The organism is Streptomyces sp. SCSIO ZS0520 (assembly GCF_025643355.1).
Lineage (GTDB): Bacteria > Actinomycetota > Actinomycetes > Streptomycetales > Streptomycetaceae > Streptomyces > Streptomyces physcomitrii.
The window spans coordinates 6,439,898-6,457,592 of record NZ_CP092644.1 but is presented as its reverse complement, the minus strand read 5'-3'; the positions used below and the strand labels follow the sequence as shown (position 1 = coordinate 6,457,592).

14 protein-coding genes are annotated in these 17,695 nt (G+C 73.0%); 6 read left to right on the top strand and 8 right to left on the bottom strand.

Annotation, left to right across the window (positions count from 1 at the left end; genetic code table 11):
• Nucleotides 1-55 precede the first annotated feature (55 nt).
• Both MID12_RS26080 and MID12_RS26075 read left to right on the top strand, forming a co-directional pair.
• Complete coding sequence (locus tag MID12_RS26080; protein ID WP_263171082.1) at nt 56-874, top strand: DsbA family protein; 819 nt, start codon at nt 56-58, stop codon at nt 872-874.
• A 151-nt stretch (nt 875-1,025) separates the two neighbouring features.
• Entirely contained in the window at nt 1,026-2,681 is a 1,656-nt protein-coding gene (locus MID12_RS26075) for an alkaline phosphatase D family protein (RefSeq protein ID WP_263171079.1), read from the top strand.
• Between the two features lie 56 nt (nt 2,682-2,737).
• Here MID12_RS26075 and MID12_RS26070 read toward each other — a convergent pair whose 3' ends face one another.
• Entirely contained in the window at nt 2,738-3,307 is a 570-nt protein-coding gene (locus MID12_RS26070; protein WP_263171074.1) for a dienelactone hydrolase family protein, read from the bottom strand.
• 30 nt (nt 3,308-3,337) lie between these two features.
• On the opposite strand from MID12_RS26070, the gene MID12_RS26065 reads away from it, so the two are divergent.
• Complete coding sequence (locus MID12_RS26065; RefSeq protein ID WP_040254416.1) at nt 3,338-4,435, top strand: mechanosensitive ion channel family protein; 1,098 nt, start codon at nt 3,338-3,340, stop codon at nt 4,433-4,435.
• A 94-nt stretch (nt 4,436-4,529) separates the two neighbouring features.
• On the opposite strand, the gene MID12_RS26060 is transcribed toward MID12_RS26065, so the two are convergent.
• A complete protein-coding gene (locus MID12_RS26060; RefSeq protein ID WP_040254415.1) occupies nt 4,530-6,116 on the bottom strand; it encodes a Na+/H+ antiporter in 1,587 nt (528 codons plus the stop codon).
• Between the two features lie 258 nt (nt 6,117-6,374).
• Here MID12_RS26060 and MID12_RS26055 point away from each other — a divergent pair, with 258 nt between their 5' ends.
• Nucleotides 6,375-7,601 (top strand): hypothetical protein, encoded by a 1,227-nt coding sequence (locus MID12_RS26055; protein WP_263171071.1) that lies wholly within the window; start codon nt 6,375-6,377, stop codon nt 7,599-7,601.
• Nucleotides 7,602-7,816: 215 nt separating this feature from the next.
• Nucleotides 7,817-8,785, top strand: a complete 969-nt coding sequence (locus MID12_RS26050) for a phosphotransferase family protein (RefSeq protein WP_263171067.1) — start codon at nt 7,817-7,819, stop codon at nt 8,783-8,785.
• Between the two features lie 86 nt (nt 8,786-8,871).
• Here MID12_RS26050 and MID12_RS26045 read toward each other — a convergent pair whose 3' ends face one another.
• The 4 genes from MID12_RS26045 to MID12_RS26030 form a co-directional block, all read right to left on the bottom strand.
• Nucleotides 8,872-9,336, bottom strand: a complete 465-nt coding sequence (locus tag MID12_RS26045) for a GNAT family N-acetyltransferase (protein WP_263171065.1) — start codon at nt 9,334-9,336, stop codon at nt 8,872-8,874.
• The gene (locus tag MID12_RS26040; RefSeq protein ID WP_040254408.1) at nt 9,333-10,274 is read right to left on the bottom strand and encodes an RluA family pseudouridine synthase; all 942 of its coding nucleotides are present in this window, start codon (nt 10,272-10,274) and stop codon (nt 9,333-9,335) included. The genes MID12_RS26045 and MID12_RS26040 overlap by 4 nt, the downstream gene beginning before the upstream one ends.
• Nucleotides 10,275-10,427: 153 nt before the next feature.
• Nucleotides 10,428-11,108 (bottom strand): signal peptidase II, encoded by a 681-nt coding sequence (gene lspA / locus MID12_RS26035; protein ID WP_263171061.1) that lies wholly within the window; start codon nt 11,106-11,108, stop codon nt 10,428-10,430.
• Between the two features lie 111 nt (nt 11,109-11,219).
• Complete coding sequence (locus MID12_RS26030) at nt 11,220-12,071, bottom strand: TraR/DksA family transcriptional regulator (protein WP_263171059.1); 852 nt, start codon at nt 12,069-12,071, stop codon at nt 11,220-11,222.
• Nucleotides 12,072-12,683: 612 nt separating this feature from the next.
• Here MID12_RS26030 and ileS point away from each other — a divergent pair.
• On the top strand, nt 12,684-15,854 hold the full coding sequence (ileS, locus tag MID12_RS26025; protein WP_263171056.1) for an isoleucine--tRNA ligase: 3,171 nt from the start codon (nt 12,684-12,686) through the stop codon (nt 15,852-15,854).
• Nucleotides 15,855-16,178: 324 nt separating this feature from the next.
• Here the strand turns inward: ileS and MID12_RS26020 are convergent, their stop codons facing one another.
• Both MID12_RS26020 and MID12_RS26015 read right to left on the bottom strand, forming a co-directional pair.
• Nucleotides 16,179-17,288 (bottom strand): DivIVA domain-containing protein, encoded by a 1,110-nt coding sequence (locus MID12_RS26020; protein ID WP_168537670.1) that lies wholly within the window; start codon nt 17,286-17,288, stop codon nt 16,179-16,181.
• Nucleotides 17,289-17,376: 88 nt separating this feature from the next.
• On the bottom strand, nt 17,377-17,664 hold the full coding sequence (locus MID12_RS26015) for a YggT family protein (RefSeq protein WP_040254400.1): 288 nt from the start codon (nt 17,662-17,664) through the stop codon (nt 17,377-17,379).
• Nucleotides 17,665-17,695 lie beyond the last annotated feature (31 nt).

Genomic DNA, 17,695 nt, shown 5'->3' with positions numbered 1-17,695 from the left:
CCGCGCGGGCCCGGCGCCCGCACACCCACGTATCTCCCCACGGAGCAGACCACTCATGAGCAAGAGGAACAGCAAGGAAGCCAAGCAGGCCGCCCGCGAGCGCATCCGGCTGGAGCGCGAGCGCCAGGCGAAGAAGGACCGGGTGCGGCGGCAGCTGATCGTCGCCGGTACGGTCGTCGGCGTGCTGGCGGCCGCGGGCGGCATCGGCTACGCGGTGGTGCAGAACAACAAGCCCGGCTACTGGGAGACCGCCAAGGACGACCCGCTGGTCAAGCCGGAGAACACCACCGGGGCCAAGGGCACCACCGTGGTCCTCGGCAAGGACAGCGCCGAGAAGACCCTCAAGATCTACGAGGACTCGCGCTGCCCGGCCTGCGCCGAGTTCGAGCAGGTCGTCGGCGCCGAGGTGACCAAGGACGTCGAGGCGGGCAAGTACAGGCTCCAGTACGTCGGGGCCACCTTCATCGACGACGCCGCCACCGGCGAGGGCTCCAAGAACGCGCTCAGCGCCCTCGGTGCCGCGCTGAACGTGAGCAAGGACGCCTTCCTCGACTACAAGACCCAGCTGTACTCGGCGAAGTACCACCCGGACGAGCGGGACGACAAGTTCAAGTCCGACGCCTATCTCCTGAAGGTGGCGGACGCGGTGCCCGCGCTGAAGGGGAACGCCGGTTTCCAGAAGGCGGTGAAGAAGGGCACCTACGACCGCTGGGCGCTGGAGATGTCGAAGCTGTTCCAGGACAACGAGGACGACGTCCAGGGCACGCCCACGCTGGTGATGGACGGCAAGCACGTGACCGGCGCCGACAAGAAGCAGGCGCCCCGCTCGGTGCAGGAGTACCGGACCGCGATCGACGCGGCGCTCAAGGGCTGAGCGAGGCCTCAACGGGGCTGCCGCCGGGGCCGGTTGAGGCCCGGCGCGGCTCCCCCGGGACGCCCGGCGCCCGGTCCCACGGCTGAAGAGTGGGCGAACTCTTGCGGGTTCGCCCACTCTCGGCATGAACCGGTCAGTAATCTGACCGCTCGTGACCCACACCATTGCCGAGAACACCGATGAGGCGCTCACCCCGCGCCGCCGCACCCTCGTCAAGGCGGCCGCCGCAGGCGCCGTCCTCACCCCGCTCGCCCTCGCCGCCGGCCAGGCGCGGGCCGCCGAGGTCCCCCTCTTCCAGCACGGCATCGCCTCCGGCGACCCGCTGCCGGACGGCGTACTGCTGTGGACCCGGCTCACCCCCTCCGCGGAGGCGGTGCCCGGTTCCGGCAAGGGGCCCGCCACCGAGGTGAGTTGGGAGGTCGCCGAGGACAAGGACTTCACCAGGATCGTGACCCGCGGCAGCACCACCAGCCGCCCGGAGAGCGACCACACCGTCAAGGCCGAGGTACGCGGACTGCGCCCGGCCACCGCCTACTGGTACCGCTTCCGCTCGGGCGAGGCCCTCTCCCCCACCGGCCGCACCCGGACCGCCCCGGCACACGACGCGGACACCCCCGGGCTGCGCTTCGGCGTGGTCTCCTGCGCCAACTGGGAGGCCGGGTACTTCTCCTCGTACCGCCACCTCGCCGCGCGCGGGGACCTGGACGCGGTGCTGCACCTCGGCGACTACATCTACGAGTACGGGCACGCCGAGTACCCCACGGACGGGGTGGTGCGCACCCACGTCCCCGCGCACGAGATCATCGGCCTCGCGGACTACCGCACCCGCCACGGCTCCTACAAGACCGACCCCGACCTCCTGGCGCTGCACGCCGCGCACCCGGTGATCGCGATGTGGGACGACCACGAGTTCGCCAACGACGCCTGGGCGGGCGGAGCCGAGAACCACACCCCCGAGTCCGAGGGCGACTGGGCCGCGCGGCAGTCGGCGGCCAAGCAGGCCTACTTCGAGTGGATGCCGGTACGGCCCTCGGTGGCCGGTACCACCTACCGGCGGCTGCGCTTCGGCAAGCTGGCCGATCTGCACCTGCTCGACCTGCGCTCCTTCCGCTCGGAGCAGGTCGGCATCGGCAACGGCGAGGTCGACTCCCCCGAGCGCACCCTCACCGGGCGGAAGCAGCTGGACTGGCTGAAGTCGGGGCTCTCCGCCTCGGACACCGCCTGGCGCCTGGTCGGCACCTCGGTGATGATCTCCCCGCTGGCCTTCGGCTCGCTGCCCGCCGAACTCCTCGCCCCGCTCGCGGAGTTGCTGGGGCTGCCGAAGGGCGGGCTCGCGGTCAACGTCGACCAGTGGGACGGCTACACCCACGACCGGAGCGAGCTGATCGCGCACCTGCGGGACCGCTCGATCCGCAACACCGTCTTCCTGACCGGCGACATCCATATGGCCTTCGCCAACGAGGTGCCGGTGAAGGCCGGTTCGTACCCGCTCTCCGGCAGCGCGGCCACCGAGTTCGTGGTGACCTCGGTGACCTCGGACAACGTCGACGACATCCTGAACGTCCCGGCGAACACGGTCTCCACGGTGGCCGAGGGCGCCATCAAGCTGGCCAACCGGCACATCAAGTGGCTGGACATGGACGCGCACGGCTACGGGGTGCTCGATGTGACCCCCGAGGCCTCGCAGATGGACTACTACGCCCTCTCCGACCGCGCCGACCCCGCCGCGACGGCCTCCTGGACCCGCGGCTACCGCACGCTCAACGGCACCCAGAAGGTGGAGCGCGCGGACTCGCCGGTGCGCTGAGGCACGGGGCCGACTGCCGCCGGGGGCCGGAGGATTCGGCCCCCGGCGGCTCGCCCTCAGAGGCTCGCCAGGAACCCCGCCGCGGTCCGCCAGGTGGCCTCGGCGGCCTCGGCGTCCCAGTCGTCGAGGTCGGGGTCGGTGTAGAGGTGCCCGGCGCCCGGGTAGCGGTAGACCTCCACATCAGCGCCGATCCGGCCCATCCGCAGATACCAGGCGGTGAGCCAGTCGTCGCTCTCGAAGGGGTCGGGCTCGGCGACGTGCAGCTGCACCGGCAGCTCGTCCACCGCGGCGCTCTCGGCGATGTCCGAGGTGCCGTGCAGCAGGAGCAGCCCGCGCGCCTTCTCGTCCCCGAGGGCCAGCGTCTGCGCGACGGAGGCGCCGAAGGAGAACCCGGCGTACACGAGCCCGCGCTCCGAGTAGGGCGCCGCGGCCAGGACCGCGCGCTTGAGCAGCTCCTCGCTGCCGACGCCGTCCTTGAACTCCATCCCCTCCTCGACCGTCCCGAAGGTCCGGCCCTCGAAGAGGTCCGGGGTCCAGACCTGGTGACCTTCGCCACGCAGCCGGTCCGCCGCGGCCCGTACCGCCGGGCGGAGACCGAAGGCCGAGTGAAAAAGCATGATGTTCATGCGCCCATGATGCCGGTTAGGTTCGAGGACATGGACAACGTGCTGCGCCCGCTGATCGTCATCGGTGGTGCGGTCCTGCTGACCCTCCTCGTGGTGTGGCTGGCCGACCGCCTGCTGATGCTCGCCGACGCACGGCACCGCGAGACCCCGCTGTGGGGCCTGCTGCGCCGTGCCCGCCTCCCCTTCCTCTTCACCCTCTGCGCCGGGCTGCTCAGAGGCGCCTACCGGGAGGCGAGGGTCGCCGAGGACCACGCCGCGGGCATCGGCCAGATCCTGACCCTGGTCACCATCGCCTCCACGGCCTGGCTCCTGGTGCGCATCGCCGCCGCGATCGTGGAGTCCTCCTACGCCCGCTACGCCACCATGCACCGCGACCCGGCCCGGGTCCGCCGGGTGCGCACCCAGGTCACGCTGATCCAGCGGGTGGTCTCGGCGGTCGTCGCCGTGGTCGCCGCCGCGGCGATGCTGCTCACCTTCCCGGCCATGCGGACCTTCGGCGCCTCGCTGCTCGCCTCCGCCGGAATCGTCGGCATCGTCGCCGGTGTGGCGGCGCAGTCCACCCTCGGCAACCTCTTCGCCGGGTTCCAGATCGCCTTCGGCGACATGGTCCGCATCGGCGACACCGTGGTGGTCGACGACGAGATGGGCACCGTCGACGAGATCACCCTGACCTATCTGACGGTGCGCACCTGGGACGAGCGCCGGATCACCATGCCGGTCTCCTACTTCACCAGCAAGCCCTACGAGAACTGGTCCCGCGGCGGCACCGAGATGACCGGCACGGTCACCCTGCACCTGGACCACAGCGCCCCGGTGGACAAGCTCCGCACCCGCCTGGAGGAGGTGCTGCGCGAGTGCCCCGCCTGGGACGGCCGCGCCTGGAGCCTCGCGGTGACCGACACCACGCCGAGCACCATCGCGGTACGGGCGCTGGCCACCGCGAAGGACCCGGACGATGTCTGGACGGTCCGCATCACGGTGCGCGAGCAGCTCATCACCTGGCTGACCGAGCACCACCCCTACGCCCTGCCCCGCGTCAACTCCGCGCCCGCGGTCCCGGCCCCGGGCCAGCCCGTACCCGCGGAGTGGCAGCCCGCCCCGGACCGGCACCCGGGCACGGCGCGGTAGCGCAGGACGGCACGGGCAGCCGGAGACGGCACGGGCCCGGGGTCGCGCGCGGGCCGCGCGGGCCCGGCCCCGCCGCGTGAGGACGCGGCCCCTCTCAGCGCATGCTGCGCACGTCGAGATGGCGCAGGACCCGGTCGACGATCTCCGGGTCGGCGCCGGGCTCGCTGCGCGCGGCGAGGATCTCGTGCCGGGCCGCGGAGAGCATCTCGCCGTGCATCCGGCGGGACCACTGCGCCCGCTGCATCCGCTTGCCGTGCGCCTCGCGCCGCTCCTCCTCCGCCATGTCCGGGCTGATCCGTACGCCCATCTCCAGTGCCCGGCGCAGGAGTTGCTCGGTCATCTCCTCGGGGAGGCCCTCCTCCCGCTCCAGTTCGCGCAGGCGCTGACGGGCGGCCTTCGCGGCCCGTACCGCGAGTTCCTTCTCGAACTTCTTCTCCGCCTCGGTGTCCCGGCGCACGTCCAGGGTCCGCACCAGCCAGGGCAAGGTGAGCCCCTGCAGGACGAGGGTGGTCATCACGACGCCGAAGGCGATGAAGATGATCTCGTCGCGGTTCGGGAAGGGCGAGCCGTTGTCCATCTCCAGCGGGATGGCGAGGGCCAGGGCGACCGAGGCCACCCCGCGCATCCCCGACCACCACACGACGACGGTCTCCCGCCAGGTGGTCGGGATGTCCTCGTCGTAGTCGCGGCGGGCGTGCAGCCGCCGGGTGAGCCAGGTGGCGGGCAGCAGCCAGAGCAGCCGGACCAGGATGACCACCCCGGCCACCGCGCCCGCCCAGCCGAGCACCTGGTCCCAGCGGCCGCTCGCGGTGTCCAGGGCGTTGTGGAGTTCGAGGCCGATCAGTCCGAAGGCGACGCCGGTGATCAGGGTGTCGAGCACGCCCCAGAAGGCGCTGCTGGTGAGCCGGGTCATCACATCGTCCGGGTCCACCCCGAACTCCGCCAGATAGAGCGCGGTCACCAGCACGGCGAGCACCCCGGAGCCGTGCAGCTCCTCGGCGAGGATGTACGAGACGTAGGGCACGAGCAGGGTCAGCCCGACCTGGAGCGTGGAGTCGTCGAGCAGGGTCATCAGCTTGTTGGCGACCCAGCCGAGGGCGAGACCGAGGAGCAGCGCGACGACCGCCGAGAGCACCAGGTCCAGGGCTGCGTCCCGGAGCGAGAAGGTGCCGCTCACCGCGGCCGCGATGGCGACGTTGTAGAGCACGATCGCGGTGACGTCGTTGAACAGGCCCTCGCCCTCCAGGATCGAGACCAGCCGCCGCGGCAGTCCCAGCTGACCGGCGACCGCGGTGGCGGCGACCGGGTCGGGCGGCGCCACCAGGGCCCCGAGCGCCACCGCGGCGGCCAGCGGGATGCCCGGCAGTACGGCGTTCGCCACCGCGGCGACGGCGGTGGCGGTCACGAACACCAGGGCGACCGCGAGCAGGAAGATGGGGCGCTTGTTCGCCGCGAACTGCCGCCAGGAGGTGCGCTGTACGGCCGCGTAGAGCAGCGGCGGCAGCAGCGCGGGCAGGATCAGCTCCGGCGGGATCTCCACATTGGGCACGAACTCCAGGAGCGCAAGGACGATGCCGAGCACCGTCATCAGGACCGGCGCGGGCAGCCGCAGCCGCTCCCCGAGCGGCACACTCACCACTGCCCCGAGCAACAGCACGAACAGCAGGGCCATTTGTTCCACGGAACGCTCCGGAGCGGGGTAGATGATCAGCGGCGGTCTCGGCTGATCGCTTTCCAGCAAGTGCGGCCTAAAGCGTGCCACGGGCCCCCGGTTCAACCGGACCAATGCCACCGGGACCCGCGCGCCCCGGCGCGCCCGCGCCCACCGCCCCTCGGGCCCGGCGGCGCTGCCCCGGATGCTGCCCCCGGGGCCCGCCGGGGAGCGGGGAACTCCCGGTACCGTGCGCCGGACCGACCGTCCGGTGTCGAAGGGAGCCTCGTGCGCGCGCACGGCAAGCGGAAGCCGCAGTCCGAGGAGCGGGAAGCGGCGGGCCGCGTCCCCCCGGCGAGCGCTCCGGTCCAGCGGATGCTCGCCCTCCAGCGGACGGCGGGCAACGCCGCCGTCTCCCGCGCCGTCGAGGCGGAGCGCCACGCGCACGGCCCCGGCTGCGGCCACGCCGAACCGGCCGCCGCGCCGGTGCGGCGGCGGGTGACCCAGCAGAGCGTGCAGCGCGCCCCGGCGCCGAGCGTGCAGCGCACGGTCTGGCAGTTCGAACCGGGCTCCAGCTGGACCGACCCGGTCACGGGCCACCAGGCGCGCTGGCAGAGCACCACCGACCCCGAGGACGTCCGCACCTCCGCCCAGCTGGGCATCGACGCCCGGAGCGCTCCCGTGGCGGGCGACACCTACGACGACGCCACCCGGGAGGTGCACAGCAGCGCCAACGCGGACTTCTCCAGGAAGGGCACCGTCTCCGACAAGCGGTACCCGGGGCGCGAACTCCAGGCCCGCCGCGCGCTCGTCGAGGCCAAGCAGCGGATCGCCACGGCCCTGGCCATGCTGGAGGCCGCGGGCGACCAGCCCGGCGGCCCGCTCCTCGCCGCCCTGCACTCCGGCTTCCCGGCCTTCCGGACCGCCTCGCCCCGGCAGATCGCCGAGCTGCTGCCCCGGATCACCGAGGTCGTGCGCCGCATCCGGGCGGGCCTGAACGCCGAGGGCGCGAAGATCGCCCTGGCCGGCAAGGACGCGCAGAGCGACCCCACGGTCCGGGCCTGGGTCGACCCCAGCCCGCGCGACTACCTGACCCGGCTGACCAACCCGGACCAGATGAAGAGCGAGGAGCTGCCGACCATGGACGCGGGCCGCTCCGGGCCGATCCATCTGATGGAGTCCGGCCAGAGCGCCTGGTACCTCGTCCACGAGGCGACCCACCGCTTCGCCGGGACGCTGGACTACCAGTACAGCCCCTACGAGGACGAGTTGAAGGAGGAGTCCTTCGAGGCCGGGATGGCCGGGGCCGTCGGCCCGGGCGAGGCGGCCGAGCGGGACCGCGCGATGATCGGCAAGCGGGCGGTGCGCCCGCCCGGCGAGTACACCGGGCAGCACGAGAGCCAGCCCGCCATGCAGCGCAACTGGTACGCCCTGGGCCGCCGCGCCCTGATGAACGCCGACTCCTACGCCCAGTTCATCCTGACCGCCACCGGCGCCCCGACCCCGCGCACCTGAGGCCCGCGCCACCCCGCCTCCGAGGCCTCCGCCCCGCACGCCTGAGGTCCGTGCCGCCCCGCTTCCGAGGCCTCCGCCCGGCACTCCTGAGGCCCGCACCGCCGCCTCCGCGGCCCGCGCCGTCCGGGGACCCGGCGGACGAACCGGCCCCGAAGTCCCGCCCGCCGCAAGGGACTTCGGGCTCGCTCGGGGCGCGCTCCTCTAGGCTCTGGTGCATGCCGTCCGAGGAGCCCGAGTTCCCCCTGCCCGCGGCCACCCGCGCCTGGGTGCGCGAACAGCTCGCCGAGGGGGAGGAGCTGGTGCGGGCGACCCGGCTGAAGGGCGGCTGGTCCGCCGAGATGCGGCTGCTGCGGCTGCGGGGCCCGGCGGGCGAGCGGGAGTGGGTGCTGCGCTCCTTCGCGCACCCCTTCTTCGTCCGGCACGCCCCCGGGATGCTGCACCGCGAGGCCGCGGTGCTGCGGCTGCTGCGGGACACCGGCATCCCGGTGGCCGACCCCGTGGCCGTCGACCCCGAGGGCCGCCGCTGCGCCGCCCCCTCGCTGCTGATGACCAGGCTGCCGGGGCGGCCCTGCCTCGACGAGTCCGGGGCGGCCGACCGCTCCCGGGCACTGGCCGCGCAGCTGGTCCGCATCCACCGGGTCCGCGCCGAGGGCGGCGACCGGCCCCGCCTCTACGAGCCCTGGACCTCACCGGAGACCGTGCGCCTCCCCGAGTCCGGCACCCGGCCCGCCCTGTGGAACCGCGCCGTCGACGTCCTCCGGGCGCCCCCGCCCCCGTACGAACCCCGCTTTCTGCACCGGGACTTCCACCCCGGCAATGTGCTGTTCGCGCCGGGCGGGGACGGGCGGCCCGGTGCCCGGATCACCGGGGTGGTCGACTGGGTGGAGACCTCCTGGGGGCCTGCCGAGCTGGACCTCGCGCACTGCTCGACCAATCTGGCCCTGCTGTACGGCGCTCCGGCCGGGCTCGGCTTCACCGCGCACTACCTCGACGCGGGCGGCCGCCTCACCGACGACCCCCGGGCCCGCCTGTACTGGCACCTGCTCGACGCGCTCGCCTTCGCCCCGTACGCGGAGAAGGTCGCCGTCCCCTGGCGCGACCTCGGCCGCACCGACCTCACCGAGGAGGTCATGGCGCGGCGCCTGGAGGAGTGGGTGGCGGCGCTCTTCGTGCGGTACGGCTGAGGGGTCCGGCTCGCGCGGCACGGTGCGGGCCCGGCCGCGCGCTCAGGACGACGGGCCGGACCGGGCGGTCCGGGCAGCCCAGTCGCTCAGAGCTTCTTGCGCATCGCCCGGTGCGGGATGCCCGCGTCCGGGAACTCGGGGCCGTAGGCGGTGTAGCCGAGGCGTTCGTAGAAGCCGAGGGCGTGGGTCTGGGCGTGCAGGTCCACCGCGCCGAGGCCCCGGCCGCGGGCCACCTCCTCGATGCCGCGCACCAGGGCCGCGCCCACGCCGAGCCCGCGCGCACGCGCCCGCACCGCGAGCCTGCCGAGCGAGCCCACCCCGGGCTCGCCGCCGGTCTTCGCCTCGGTGCCGGGGCCGTGCAGCAGGCGGCCGGTGCCGAGAGGGGTGCCCTCGGCGTCGCTCGCCAGTACGTGCACGGCGAGGGCGTCCAGGGTGTCGTACTCGATCTCCGGGGCCACGCCCTGCTCGCCGACGAAGACCTCCCGGCGCACCGCGAAGCAGGCCTCGCGCTCGGCGGGCTCGACCGCCTCGCGCACCCGCGGCCCGCTCATGAGCTCTCCGCGCGCACCCGGTCCAGGGCCAGCTGGAGGTCCTCGGGGTAGGCGCTCTCGTACTCGACCCAGCGGGCCTCGCCCGGGTGCTCGAAGCCGAGCCGGACCGCGTGCAGCCACTGGCGTTCGAGGCCGAGGCGTCCGGCCAGGGTCGGGTCGGCGCCGTAGGTCAGGTCGCCCACGCAGGGGTGGCGGTGGGCCGCCATGTGCACCCGGATCTGGTGGGTGCGGCCGGTCTCCAGCTTCACGTCGAGCAGCGAGGCCGCGCGGAAGGCCTCCTGGAGGTCGTAGTGGGTGACCGAGGGCTTGCCGTCCGCGGTGACCGCCCACTTGTAGTCGTGGGTGGGGTGGCGCCCGATGGGGGCGTCGATGGTGCCGCTGGTCGGGTCCGGGTGGCCCTGGACCAGGGTGTGGTAGCGCTTGTCCACGGTGCGCTCGCGGAACTGCTGCTTGAGGGAGCTGTAGGCGTACTCGGACTTGGCGACCACCATCAGCCCGGAGGTGCCCACGTCGAGCCGGTGCACGATGCCCTGGCGCTCGGCGGCGCCGGAGGTCGAGATCCGGTAGCCGGCCGCGGCCAGGCCGCCGATGACGGTCGGCCCGCGCCATCCGGGGCTCGGGTGCGCGGCCACCCCGACCGGCTTGACGATGACCACCACATCGTCGTCGTCGTGCACGATCTCCATGCCCTCCACGGGCTCCGCGACCACCTGCACCGGGGCGGGCGCCTGGGGCATCTCCACTTCCAGCCAGGCACCGCCGTGCACCCGCTCGGACTTGCCGACCGCCGCGCCGTCGACCAGCACCTTGCCTGCCGCGGCCAGCTCCGCCGCCTTCGTACGGGAGAAGCCGAACATGCGCGAGATGGCGGCGTCGACGCGCTCGCCCTCCAGGCCGTCCGGCACGGGCAGGGTGCGGATTTCGGGAATCGTGCTCACCCGTCGAGTATGCCGGACGCCCGCGGGGGTCCTGTCCGGGGAGTCGGGCGCCGGCCGCACCGGCGCGCGCGGGCGGGGCGCGGTCCCTACGGGTCTCGGCCCCCGCGGGCCTCGGACCTGGTGCCCCGGTGCTGGTGGCCCGGTCCTGGTGCCTCAGTCCTTGTGGACGGTGCCGTCCGGGTCGAGGCCGCGGAAGGAGAGCAGCACGATCAGGATGCCGCCGCAGACGATCGCCGAGTCGGCGAGGTTGAAGACGGCGAAGTGCTTGGGCGCGATGAAGTCGACCACGGCGCCCTTGAAGACGCCCGGCGAGCGGAAGATCCGGTCGGTGAGATTGCCGAGCGCGCCGCCGAGCAGCAGTCCGAGCGCCACCGCCCAGGGCAGGCTGTAGAGCTTGCGGGCGAGCCGGATGATCACCACGATCACGGTGGCGGCGATCAGCGTGAAGATCACCGTGAAGGCCTCGCCCATCCCGAAGGCGGCCCCGGGATTGCGCACCGCCTCGAACTGCAGCCACTCCCCGAGGACCTCGACCGAGGCGTGGTGTTCCAGCCGGGCGACCACGATCATCTTGCTGACCAGGTCCAGGAGGTACGCGAGCACCGCCACCGCGAAGAGCACCGCGATCCGGCGCCTGCCGCGCCCGGCCGGGTCCCCGGCGGCTCCGGCCCCGGTGCGCTCCGTGCCCCCGGCGGACGGGGTGGGCTCGGTGCTCTCGGCGGGCTTGTCCGCGGCGGCTTCGGGACTCCGGGCGCCGGGCGCCTCGGGGGGCTGCTCGGCGCCCGAGGCCTCGGGGTTCTCCGGCGTACTGATGATGCGCTCCGCCTCTGCCACGTAAGTCCCTCAATCTGGATGCCCGACCTGGGCACGAGGGTACGGCACCGGGGTACCGGGGAGGGCGCCGAGGAGGGGCGGTGCAGGGCGGCGGACGGGCGCGGGCCCGCCTCAGACCCGGCGTTCCTGCTTCTGCTTGCACTCCACGCAGAGCGTCGCCCGCGGGAACGCCTGCATCCGCGCCTTGCCGATCGGGTTCCCGCAGTTCTCGCAGATGCCGTAGGTGCCCGCCTCGATCCGGTCGAGGGCGCGTTCGGTCTGGAGCAGGACCTCGCGGGCGTTGGCGGCGAGGCCGAGTTCGTGTTCGCGGGTGATGTTCTTCGAGCCGGTGTCGGCGTCGTCCTCGCCCGCCCCGTCCTGGGAGTCCCGCATCAGGCCCACCAGCGACTCCTCGGAGGACTCGATCTCGCTGCGCAGCCGCAGCGCCTCCGCGGTCAGTTCGGCGCGGGCCTCGGCGACCTCCTCCGGAGTCCAGGGATCCTCCCCGGGCCGTACCGCCAGCTCCCCGGGCTCGGCCGCCGTCTGGCGCGCCTGGGGCACCGCGGTCCCGTCCTTGGTGGCCGTACCCCTGTCGCCTGCCGCCTTCTTCGCAACCACCGGCGTGGCTCCCGTCGTCGTCGCGGACTTCTTCGCTGCGGACTTCTTCGCCGCGGTCGTTTTCGCAGTGGTCTTCTTCGCTGCGGACTTCTTGGCGGCTGTCTTGCCGGCCGCGGTCTTCTTCGCGGCCGACTTCTTGGCGGCGGTCTTCTTCGCCGCCGTCTTCTTGGTGACCGCCTTCTCGGCCGACGCCTTCTTCGCGGGGGCCTTCTTCGCCGAAGCCTTCTTCGCGGGAGCCTCGGCCTTCGCGGAAGTCCCGGCCGTCTTCGCCTTCGCCTTCGTCTTCGCGGGGGCCGTACCGGCCCGCTTCCCGGCCGCCGTCCCCTGCGCCGTCGACTTCTCGGAGGTCGACTTCTTCGCCACCATGGCCGCGGCCCCTTCACATATTGTGATCTTGCACGCGAATCGTGCTGGGACGATAAATCGACTCCAGGCCCGCGGCAACGGGGCACGCCGCCCGAGAGGCCCGCCCCGGCGGGGGCCACGGCCGATCTGCCTCCGTTGTGCCCAACTCCCCGCCCGGTAATCCGCCGAGCTGCACGGATCCTCGCCGCCCCGGCCCCCGTACCGCCCCGTATGCCCATTCGGGTCAGGTACGGCCGGACACCTCCCCGCCCGCGGGCACCGCCTCCCGGCGCTCCCCCACCCCCGAAAACCGGTCATGCGCCCCGGGCCGCGGCCCGTACACTGGGCACAGCGAGAAGCGTGGATGGGGACGAGTAACGCCGTACGCAGCCATGAGCGACCCGGGGACGGTGCGAGCCCGGGGGCCTGCCCGACGTGAAGATCACCCCGGAGCCGCCGGAAGAAAGCCGCAGCCGACCCAGTCCGCCGCGGCCGGTAGAACCGGCTTCGCGACCCCAATGAGGGGGCCGTGCGGTGCGCCGCGCGGCCAAGGAGGGTGGTACCGCGGGAGTCCGGGCACGACGGCTCTCGTCCCTCCGACGGAAGGCAGCAGTCCGTTGGAGGAGCATCCCCGTGAAGTCGCCGCAGTCGCCGAATCCGGCCGCCCCGCAGCAGTACCGCCAGGTGCCCGCCCAGGTGGACCTTCCCGCCCTGGAGCACGCGGTGCTCGACTTCTGGCGCGAGCAGAAGGTCTTCGCCAAGTCCCTGGAGCAGTCCGAGGGCCGCCCCGAGTGGGTCTTCTACGAGGGCCCGCCCACCGCCAACGGCATGCCCGGCGCCCACCACATCGAGGCCCGCGTCTTCAAGGACGTCTTCCCGCGCTTCCGCACCATGCGCGGCTACCACGTGGCCCGCAAGGCCGGCTGGGACTGCCACGGGCTGCCGGTGGAGCTGGCCGTGGAGAAGGAGCTGGGCTTCAGCGGCAAGAAGGACATCGAGGCGTACGGCATCGCCGAGTTCAACGCCAGGTGCCGCGAGTCGGTGACCCGGCACACCGACGCCTTCGCCGAGCTGACGACCCGCATGGGCTACTGGGTCGACCTGGACGAGGCCTACCGCACCATGGACCCCGAGTACGTGGAGTCCGTCTGGTGGTCGCTGAAGGAGATCTTCGGCAAGGGCCTGCTCGTCCAGGACCACCGGGTCGCCCCCTGGTGCCCCCGCTGCGGCACCGGCCTCTCCGACCACGAGCTGGCCCAGGGCTACGAGACCGTCGTGGACCCCTCGGTCTACGTCCGCTTCCCCCTCACCTCGGGCCCGCTCGCGGGCGAGGCCTCGCTGCTCGTGTGGACCACCACCCCCTGGACCCTGGTCTCCAACACGGCCGTCGCCGCCCACCCCGGGGTCACCTACGTCGAGGCCACCGACGGCACCGAGAAGGTCGTCGTCGCCGAACCGCTCGTCGAGAAGGCCCTCGGCGAGGGCTGGGAGCCGACCGGCCGCCGCTTCACCGGCGCCGAGATGGAGCGCTGGACCTACGAACGCCCCTTCTCCCTGGTCGAGTTCCCGGAACCGGCGCACTTCGTGGTCAACGCGGAGTACGTCACCACCGAGGACGGCACCGGCCTCGTCCACCAGGCCCCCGCCTTCGGTGAGGACGACCTCAAGGTCTGCCGCGCCTACGGACTGCCGGTGGTCAACCCGGTCAACGCCGACGGCACCTTCCTGGAGTCCCTGGAGCTGGTCGGCGGGCAGTTCTTCAAGAAGGCCGACGAGGCCCTCACCGAGGACCTCGGCACCCGCGGACTGCTCTTCCGCCACCTCCCCTACGAGCACAGCTATCCGCACTGCTGGCGCTGCCACACCGCGCTGCTCTACTACGCGCAGCCCTCCTGGTACATCCGCACCACCGCGGTCAAGGACCGCCTGCTCGCGGAGAACGAGAAGACCAACTGGTTCCCCGACTCGGTCAAGCACGGCCGCTTCGGCGACTGGTTGGAGAACAACATCGACTGGGCGCTCTCCCGCAACCGCTACTGGGGCACCCCGCTGCCCATCTGGCGCTGCGAGGAGGGCCATCTGACCTGCGTCGGCTCCCGCGCGGAGCTGAGCGAGCTGTCCGGCACCGACCAGTCGGCGCTCGACCCGCACCGCCCGTACATCGACGAGGTCGTCTTCCCCTGCCCGCACGAGGGCTGCGCGCTCACCGCGAGCCGCGTCCCCGAGGTCATCGACGCCTGGTACGACTCCGGCTCGATGCCCTTCGCGCAGTGGGGCTACCCGTACAAGAACAAGGAGCTCTTCGAGAGCCGCTACCCGGCGCAGTTCATCTCGGAGGCCATCGACCAGACCCGCGGCTGGTTCTACACGCTGATGGCCGTCGGCACCCTGGTCTTCGACAGGTCCAGCTACGAGAACGTCGTCTGCCTCGGCCACATCCTCGCCGAGGACGGCCGCAAGATGTCCAAGCACCTGGGCAACATCCTCCAGCCGATCCCGCTGATGGACGAGCACGGCGCCGACGCGGTCCGCTGGTTCATGGCCGCGGGCGGCTCCCCCTGGGCGGCCCGGCGGGTGGGCCACGGCACCATCCAGGAGGTGGTCCGCAAGACCCTGCTGACCTACTGGAACACGGTCGCCTTCCAGGCCCTGTACGCCCGCACCTCCGGCTGGGCGCCCACCGCCGCGGACCCGGCCCCGGCCGAGCGCCCGCTGCTCGACCGCTGGCTCCTGTCCGAACTGCACGCCCTGACCGGGCAGGTCACCGTGGCGATGGAGTCCTACGACACCCAGCGCGCGGGCAAGCTGCTCTCCGCCTTCGTCGACGACCTCTCCAACTGGTACGTACGCCGCTCCCGGCGCCGCTTCTGGCAGGGCGACGCGGCGGCGCTGCGCACCCTGCACGAGGTCGTCGAGACGGTCACCCGGCTGATGGCCCCGCTGACCCCCTTCCTCACCGAGCGGGTCTGGCAGGACCTGGTGGTGCCGGTGACGCCGGGCGCCCCGGAGTCGGTGCACCTGGCGAGCTGGCCGGAGGCGGACCCCTCGGCCGTCGACACCGGGCTGTCCCGGCAGATGGCCCTGGTGCGCAGGCTGGTCGAGCTGGGCCGGGCCACCCGCGCCGAGTCGGGGGTCAAGACCCGCCAGCCGCTCTCCCGCGCCCTGGTCGCGGCCGCCGGCTTCGAGTCCCTCTCCCCCGAGCTGCGGGCGCAGATCACCGAGGAGCTGAACGTCTCCTCGGTCGCCGCGCTCTCCGAGGTCGGCGGCTCCCTGGTCGACACCACCGCGAAGGCCAACTTCCGGCCGCTCGGCAAGCGCTTCGGCAAGGGCGTCCAGGACGTCGCCAAGGCGATCGCCGCCGCCGATGCCGCCGCGCTCTCGGCGGCGCTGCGGGCCGGCACCGCGAGCGTGGAGGTCGACGGCGAGACGGTGAGCCTCGCCCCCGAGGAGGTCATCGTCACCGAGACGCCCCGCGAGGGCTGGTCGGTCGCCTCCGACGCGGGCGCCACCGTCGCGCTCGACCTGGAGATCACCGAGGAGCTGCGCCGCGCGGGCCTGGCCAGGGACGCCATCCGCCTGATCCAGGAGGCCCGCAAGAACAGCGGCCTGGACGTCGCGGACCGGATCGCGCTGCGCTGGCGCGCCACCGACCCGGCCGTGGCGAGCGCCCTGTCCGAGCACTCCGGGCTGATCGCCGACGAGGTCCTCGCCACGGACTTCGCCGAGGGCGAGGCGGACGACTCCTACGGCGAGCCCTTCACCGACGAGCCCCTCGGCCTGGGCTTCCGCCTCCGCAAGGCCTGACCGGCCGGGAGCCCCCGACCGGAGCCGAGGCCCGGGCCGCCGCGAAGAAAGTCCGCGGCGCCCCGGGCCTCGGCATTGCGTCCGCCCGCACGCACGTACGGCCCGGCAACGGGCGGCACGGCCCGGCGCGGCACGGCCCGCCCGGCCCGGCACAGAGACGTACGTCCGCACCCGTCCCGTACGGACTGGCGTTCCCGCGCGGCGCCCCCGCCGTTTCGCACACGTACGCCGCTCCTCCCCGCACGCAAAAGGGCAGGGCCCCCGGAAGACCGGGGGCCCTGCCCTGGACGCCTTGCCGACGCCTGTGGCGCGGTGCGGCGCCGCCTAGTTGTCGTCCTCGTCGATGAGGAAGCCGCGCATCGGCGAGGGAGCCTGCTGCATCTGCTGCGGGCTCTGCGGCCGGACCGGCGCCATCGGCTGGGTCATCGCGGGGGACATCTGCTGCTGCCCGCCGTACGAGGGGCCGCCGGACGGGGACGGGGAGTTCCCGCCCATCGTCTGGTTGCCGCCGTAGGAGGGGGCGCTCGCGCCTGCCGGGGCCATGGAGGGCGCCGGGGACGGCGGGAGCGAGGCCGTCGCGGGGGTCCGCGGCGGCGCCAGCGAGTCGTCGGCCTGGGTCTCCAGCTGGCGCAGCTGGCTCTCCAGGTAGGACTTCAGGCGGGTGCGGTACTCGCGCTCGAAGCCGCGCAGGTCCTCGACCTTGCGCTCCAGCGTGGCGCGGGCGGACTCCAGGGAGCCCATCGCGACGCGGTGCTTCTCCTGCGCGTCCCGCTCCAGGGCGTCGGCCTTGGCACGGGCGTCACGCTCCAGACCCTCGGCACGGCTGCGCGCCTCGCCGACGATCTTGTTCGCCTCGGAGCGGGCCTCGGCGATCGCCTGGTCGGCGGTCTGCTGGGCCAGCGAGAGGACACGGGCGGCGCTGTCGCCACCGGGGCCCTGACCGGGGCCGGGCAGCTGCGGGCCGCCGTGGCCGGGGCCACCGGGACCGCCGGGGCCGCCCATGGGTCCGCCCATCGGGCCGCCCTGCTGCTGCATGGGGCCGGGACCGTGCGGGCCGCCCTGGGGACCGCCGGGGCCGTGACCGCCGGGACCGGGGGGCAGCTGCGGAGCGCCGCCCGGCAGCTGGGGCGGGCCGCCCATCTGCTGCTGCTGGTGCGGCGGGACCGGCTGCGGTCCGGATATGGCGGCGGGCACCGGGGCGCCGGGCCGCTCCTGGGGCTCCTGCTTGCGCATCTGCTGCTGCTGTTGGTTCTGGGCGGCAGCACGGGTCGCCGCGGCGAGTTTCGCCCGCAGGTCCTCGTTCTCGCGGAGCAGGCGGTTCAGCTCTGCTTCGACCTCGTCGAGGAAGGCATCGACCTCGTCCTCGTCATAGCCTTCTCGGAGGCGGACGGTCGTGAACTGCTTGTTCCGCACGTCCTCGGGGGTCAACGGCATCTCTTCACCTCAACTGGGTTCCATCGGCGTTCGGCATCCGGCAAGACCGTATCGGGATCATCCCCACTGAACTGGGGGATCGCATCGTTCACATCGCCTTCCCGACAAGGGTGAGGAGGATGTACACGATGATCATCAGAACGAAGAAGGACAGGTCGAGCGCCACGCCCCCGAGACGCAACGGCGGGATGAATCGCCGCAGAAGCTTGAGCGGTGGATCGGTGACAGTGTAGGTGGCCTCAAGTACGACCACCATCGGCTTGCCGGGTTGCCACGAGCGGGCGAACTGGAACACGTAGTCCATGACCAGCCTGAAGATCAGCACGATCAGAAAAACCATCAGCGCGATGTAGAGCACTTCCAGTACCACGCTCATCTCCGCGCGTCCCTCTCCCCTGATGCTCTGG